Origin of the sequence: Paenibacillus sp. NPDC058898 (assembly GCF_049316025.1) — a bacterium.
In the GTDB taxonomy this organism is placed as follows: Bacteria; Bacillota; Bacilli; order Paenibacillales; family Paenibacillaceae; genus Paenibacillus_AQ.
In genome coordinates this window covers 135,910-142,321 of record NZ_JBMOSM010000008.1, presented here as the reverse complement: position 1 = coordinate 142,321, position 6,412 = coordinate 135,910, and the positions used below count along the sequence as shown (strand labels likewise).

Below are 6,412 nucleotides of genomic sequence, written 5' to 3'. Positions count from 1 at the left end.
TTATGAGGACTGTAGTTCCGCTATTACTTTATTTTCTGCATGTTAGTGGAAGTACGAGGACATGAGATCCGCTATTGCGAGAAATAGTTGGCTAAAATCGTGATTTTGGGTACATTAACGGATCGTGTGTCCGGATTGGCTCCCAAATAGCTCGATTTTCGGTAAATAGCGGATCGTGTGTCCGCATGACTCCCAAACAGCTCGTTTTTGCAGCAAAGTAGCAGATCTGTGTCCGCGTGGACTTTAAAAAGGAATGATTTGAAGCAAATAGTAGATCGTATGTCCACATGGACTCAAAATCAGCTAGATTCGTCTGGATTAGCGATATTTGAGGACTGTAGTTCCGCTATTACTTTATTTTCTGCATGTTAGTGGAAGTACGAGGACATGAGATCCGCTATTGCGAGAAATAGTTGGCTAAATTCGTGATTTTGGGTACATTAACGGATCGTGTGTCCGGATTGGCTCCCAAATAGCTCGATTTTCGGTGAATAGCGGATCGTGTGTCCGCACGGACTCCCAAATAGCTCGATCTTCGGTAAATAGCGGATCGTGTGTCCACTTGAACCAAACTGTAGATCATACTAATCCACACGCTTGCCACACAATGTAGAGTTCACATTGACCACACTAATCCCACACTAATCCCACAGCTAAAACCCACCAATCAATCGAAATCAATGCGCTTGTTGAAGTATCGGTAGGAGATGTCCACAAGCAGGTTCACCAGCACGAACATGATCGAGAGCACAAGCACGGTTGCCTGTACGACCGGGAAATCTCTTGCCCGGATCGAGTCGATGACGTATCGTCCCATGCCGTTCACGGCGAATACGGACTCGGTCAGCACTGCCCCGCCCAGCAGACCTCCAAACTCCAGGCCGATGACGGTAATAACGGGAATCATGGCATTTTTCAGGGCATGCCGGTAGATGATGACACGCTCTCGGACGCCTTTGGCTTGAGCGGTTCGGATGTAATCCTGGCCGATGACCTCTAGCATGCTGGAACGGGTCATTCTGGCAATGATCGCGGCGCCGCCTGTCCCGAGCGTGATCACGGGAAGGACGGTTTGCGACCACGTGCCCCAGCCGGAGGGACGGAACCAGCCTAGATCCACGGCAAAATATTGGATCAGCATGAGCCCAAGCCAGAAATTCGGCATCGATAGTCCGAACAGGGCAACGAACATGACGCCGATATCGGCGGGCGAGCCTTTTTTGACGGCGGAGATGATGCCGGCCAGAATGCCGAGAAATACAGCCAGGATCGTAGAGTATATGGCAAGCTCGACGGTGATCCAGAATCGGCTTTTGAATATTTCATCGGCGATGGGGCGGCTGCTGCGGATCGAATCTCCCAAATCTCCCTGCAGTAAACCACTGACGTAATTCCAATACTGAAGCGGCAGCGGATCGTTTAATCCCAGGTTCTCACGGATCTTCTCCACCTGCTCCTTGGGCGCCCCTTCCCCGATAATGACCTGCGCCGCATCTCCCGGAATGAGGTGCATCAGCAGGAAGACGACAATGGTAACGCCAATGACAACAGGTATCGTCTGAATTAGCCTTCGAATGGAATAGATGAGCATGGCCCGGCAGCTCCCTTCATTATTTTTTCATTTTCGGGTCAAGGACATCCCGCAAGCCGTCACCCAGCAGATTAAATGCGATAACAACGAACACGATCGACAAGCCGGGGAACAGGGCAACATGGGGGTGATCCATAATATAGTTGCGCCCATCATTCAGCATGGCTCCCCACTCCGGCGTCGGCGGCTGTGCGCCAAGACCGAGGAAGGACAAGCCGCTGGCGGTCAGGATAGCAACAGCGATCCGCAGCGTAGCCTGCACGATGATAGGGGATGTGATATTCGGCAAAATATGCCCGAAGATGATTCGTCCATCGCTCGCGCCCAGCGAACGCATGGCATCAATATATTCGAGCTTGCGGACGGCCAGCGTCGAGCCGCGCACGACTCTGGCAAAGGTGGGGATCGAGAAGATGCTGACGGCGATAATCACGTTGAACAGATTTTTTCCAAGAACGCTGACAACCGCCAATGCCAGCAAAATGCCGGGAAACGCCAGCATGACATCGGTCATTCTCATAATGAGTGCATCCCATTTACCTCCGTAATAACCGGATATGATTCCGAGTACGACACCAAAGGCTGCCCCGATGATGACCGAGATAAAACCGACCGAGAGCGTAAGACGCATGCCGTGGATAATCCTGGTGAAAATATCTCGCCCGTTGTGGTCCGTACCAAACCAATGGTCAGCGGACGGCTTCAGCAGTTTCGTAGAATAATCCACTTTGGTCGGATCATACTGGGTGAGCAGGGGGCCGAAAATTGCGACAAGAATCATCAGCAGGAGAAAATACCCCCCGAATAAGGCCGCTTTGTTCTTCTTCAGACGGTGGTAGAAAGATTTCCATTGAACGAGACGGGTACCACTAGGTAGCGATTCATGTGTTCTGGCATCAGCGGTCATGTTAGGCACGTGAAATCATCCTTTCTCCAAGTTTGGATGTCAGCATTGGTGTCGTAGAAACATGAGGTAAATCTGGCTTCTACTGGTATAAATATCAAATAGTAAAATATATGTTAACTGTGTATAAAATATTTTCCTATTTTGATTGAGAAGGGGGAGTTTGTTTCACATGACAGGTAATAGAAGATTAAAGTGGCTTGTCTGCATCCTGGTCATGCTTACCGTAATAGTCTCGGCGTGCGGCAGTCCAAGCAAGAGCAGTAACCCTGAAACGCCGCCAAACGGCAGTAATACGCCAGCTCCGGAGCCGGGGGCCAAGGATCCTCCCAAAGGAACGGACGATACCGGTGCAAATGAGCTTGTGATTGCCTGGCTTTCTGATCCGCCATCCATGGACCCTCATATGTCGACGGACCAGCAAACGAGCGTAATGACAACGCATATTTATGACACATTGGTGATTCATGATAAGGATCTGAATATTCAGCCGGGGCTCGCCGAGAGCTGGAAAGCGATCGATGAATTGACCTGGGAGTTCAAGCTGAGACAAGGCGTGAAGTTTACGGACGGCTCTCCATTCAATGCAGAGGTGGTCAAAGCCAACATTGATCGTATGCAGGATCCGGAGGTTGCTTCTCCACGCGCGTCGCTTGTTGGCATGATTAAAGAGGTTAAAGTCGTTGACGAATACACGGTGCAGCTTGTGACCGAGTATGCTTTCTCGCCGCTGCTTGCCCATCTGGCCCATTCTGCGGTGGGCATGATTAGTGCCGAAGCCATCAAGCTGGATTACGAAAAGGTGAAGGCAGGCGAGAAGGGAGGCGCATATCTGGCACAGAACCCTGTAGGCACGGGCGTGTTCAAATTAGAGAGCTGGAACCCCGGACAGGAAGTGAAGCTGGTTGCGAATGCCGATTATTGGGGGGATAAAGCGAAGGTTGAACGGGTAACGTTCAAGGTCGTAAGCGAAGAGGGAACGCGGATCGCGGAGCTGGAAACCGGCTATGCGCATATTATCGATCCGGTGTCGCCGAGCAGCATCAGCCGCATTGAGAGCACAGACGGCATGTCTCTGAACCGTCAGGCTTCGCTGAGCTTGTCTTATATCGGGTTTAACAACGACAAAAAGCCGTTTAACGATGTGCGAGTACGGCAGGCCTTGTCGATGGCCATCAATAAGGATGAAATCATCTCGGGCATCTACGAAGGCACCGGAATTCCTGCTGTTGGTCCGCTGGCACCGGACGTGAACGGCTATGATGCTACCGTTAAGCCGATCGAACATAACATCGACAAAGCTAAGGAGCTGTTGAAGGAGGCCGGATACGAGGGTGGCTTCTCAACGACCATCTGGACCAATGATAATCCGGAACGGATTAAGGTCGCCGAGTACGTACAATCCAAGCTGAAGGAATTGAATGTTGAAGTCAAAATCGAAGTGGTCGAATGGGGCGCATACCTGGCACAAACCGCAGAAGGCAAGCATGATATGTTTATCCTCGGCTGGTCCACGGTAACGGCTGATGCCGACTATGGCATGTATGAGTTATTCCATTCCAAGAATGTAGGGGAGCCGGGTAACCGTACCTTCACGAAGGATCCGGAACTGGATAAACTGCTGGATGCCGGGCGTAAAGAGAACGATCCTGAACAACGCAAGCTTATCTATAAACAGGCGCAAGAGAAGCTGGTTGAGTTAGCGCCGATGCTGTATATCCATCATCAGGAGTATTTAAACGGTGTCAGCAGCAAGGTCGAGGGCTTCTGGCGGCATCCGAACGGCATCATGCAGCTGCATCAAGTGTCCATTCAGCCATAAGGATGTCTGAAAGCTTTATAGTTTTGAATCGTCATGATATAAGAGATATGCATCAAGAGGCCCCTATGAGGGGGTCTCTTTTTTTGATGTTGTTCGAGTGCTGGGACAGGAGATAGGGTTGACAGCAATGGTTCATTATCTTTGCTCGTTGGCATCAAGATGATCATACAGCTTGCGAGCGGAAGGAATTGAGGTGATGTCACATTTATCACGTCAAAAGAATCAAAAAATAGATCATTATATACGTTGACATGTATATACGAATTGATGTATATTAAAACCATGAATACTTCAGCTATGCAATTAACCCTGTTCACGATCTCGGAGCCGAACCGCTTCAACATCATTGAACTTTTAAAGCAAGGGTCGAGATCGGTCAGCGACATCGTAGAGATTCTGGGAATCGGCCAGCCCCAAGTATCCCGCCATCTGCGGATACTGAGCGAGGCCGGGCTGGTGAAAGTCCGTAAGAACGCACAGCAGCGCATTTATAGTCTTGAAGCCCAGCCGTTTCAGGAGCTGGACGTCTGGTTCGATTCGTTCAGTCGATTGTGGGAAGAGCGACTCGACAAGTTCGAGGACTATATGAGCGACTTTAACGGAGAGGAGAGTTAATCCAACTTTTTTACTAGAACCACAGGAAGACAGGGCTCTGTGTTGCAGAGCCGGTTTCACAAAGAGGAGGAAGTCACATGGGCAGGACGACCATTGTCAAGAAAGACCGGGAGCAGCGGAAGCTAACCGTGGAACGTATCGTAACCATCCCTCTGAAGCTGTCCTGGCAGGGATGGACTAAGCCGGAACACATTGAACGCTGGTGGGGGCCGAGGAACTGGAATGCCACGGTATATGAGATGGATGTCAGACCGGGTGGCGTATGGCGCTACAGGCTGGCTCCTGATAAGGCAGGAGAAGGGGAAGAAGCCTTTTGCAAGGCGACCTACTCCGAAGTGACGGAGTTATCAAGGCTCGTATATACGGACACATTCACGGATCCGAACTGGAACCCCGTAGCAGGCAGCGACATGTTGACTTCGGTTACGTTTGAAGAGGCCGGGGAAGGGACCAGGCTATGCATCATTACCCATTTTGCGAGTGCAGAGGAACTGGAAGCTGCGGAAGGCATGGGAATGGTAGAAGGATACACGGATACGCTGGAACGGTTTGAGAATGAAATTAGCTTGTACATAACAGGATAATAAAAGGAGAGATGACCATGAGTTATGCAATGTCGAATGACGGTACCCGAATTTTTTATGAAAAGAAAGGGACCGGTCCAGCTATTATTCTTGTAGCTGCTGCAGCTTCGGATCACAACGATACAACGCGTCTTGGGGAGTTTCTGTCTGAACAATTCACCGTCTACAATCATGACCGGCGGGGACGGGGCAGTAGCGCGGATACGGCTCCGTATGCCGTTGAACGTGAGGTCGAAGATATCGATGCCCTTATTCAGGAGGCGGGCGGGAGCGCGTATGTATTCGGAAGTTCTTCGGGCGCTGTTCTGGCTCTGGATGCGGCGGGCAGACTCGGAAGCAGCAAAGTTAGAAAACTGTTTCTATATGAGCCGCCGTTTATCATTGACGATAGCCGCGAACCCGTACCGACAGAATACGTGCAGCATTTGAATGCACTGATGGCCGAGAATCGACGCAGCGAAGCCGTAGAATATTTCATGACAGCAGCGCTGGGGATCCCCGCGGAATATATCGAATTCATGAAGGCAGATCCTTCTTGGCAAGTCATGGAGGGCATGGCGCATACATTGGCCTATGACGGCATGATTATGGGGAGCACGCAATCCGGTCAACCGCTGCCAACGGATCGCTGGGATGTCGATGTCCCGGTCATGGTGATGACGGGCGAGAACAGCGGGTCCATATTCCATGGGGCCGCTAGCGCATTGGTTGACTTGCTCCCTCAGTGCGAGCACCGGATGCTGCCTGGTCAGGACCATTCTGCCGTCGTGATGGCGCCGGAAGTGCTGGCTCCTGAGGTGTCGGGTTTTCTGCAGCCTTCGGCAGACCAAATACCGAGATAAGTGTTCCTTTCTCATCAAGAAACCGTGACCCTTAGGGCCACGGTTTCTTTGTTC

Annotated in this window: 6 protein-coding genes; 4 read left to right on the top strand and 2 right to left on the bottom strand. The window is 51.0% G+C overall.

What is annotated here, in order from left to right; genetic code table 11:
* Positions 1-667 precede the first annotated feature (667 nt).
* A complete protein-coding gene (locus tag ACOZB4_RS21720; RefSeq protein WP_379408614.1) occupies positions 668-1,591 on the bottom strand; it encodes an ABC transporter permease in 924 nt (307 codons plus the stop codon).
* A 19-nt stretch (positions 1,592-1,610) separates the two neighbouring features.
* The gene (gene nikC, locus ACOZB4_RS21715) at positions 1,611-2,507 is read right to left on the bottom strand and encodes a nickel transporter permease (protein WP_076322457.1); all 897 of its coding nucleotides are present in this window, start codon (positions 2,505-2,507) and stop codon (positions 1,611-1,613) included.
* A gap of 160 nt (positions 2,508-2,667) precedes the next feature.
* Here nikC and ACOZB4_RS21710 point away from each other — a divergent pair, with 160 nt between their 5' ends.
* The 4 genes from ACOZB4_RS21710 (at position 2,668) to ACOZB4_RS21695 (ending at position 6,358) form a co-directional block, all read left to right on the top strand.
* Positions 2,668-4,317, top strand: coding sequence for a glutathione ABC transporter substrate-binding protein (locus ACOZB4_RS21710; RefSeq protein ID WP_339269739.1), 1,650 nt, complete (start codon positions 2,668-2,670; stop codon positions 4,315-4,317).
* Between the two features lie 282 nt (positions 4,318-4,599).
* A complete protein-coding gene (locus tag ACOZB4_RS21705; protein ID WP_379408620.1) occupies positions 4,600-4,932 on the top strand; it encodes an ArsR/SmtB family transcription factor in 333 nt (110 codons plus the stop codon).
* Positions 4,933-5,009: 77 nt separating this feature from the next.
* Entirely contained in the window at positions 5,010-5,516 is a 507-nt protein-coding gene (locus tag ACOZB4_RS21700) for an SRPBCC family protein (RefSeq protein WP_339269741.1), read from the top strand.
* Positions 5,517-5,533: 17 nt separating this feature from the next.
* Positions 5,534-6,358 (top strand): alpha/beta fold hydrolase, encoded by an 825-nt coding sequence (locus ACOZB4_RS21695; protein WP_379408625.1) that lies wholly within the window; start codon positions 5,534-5,536, stop codon positions 6,356-6,358.
* The last annotated feature ends 54 nt before the right edge of the window (positions 6,359-6,412 follow it).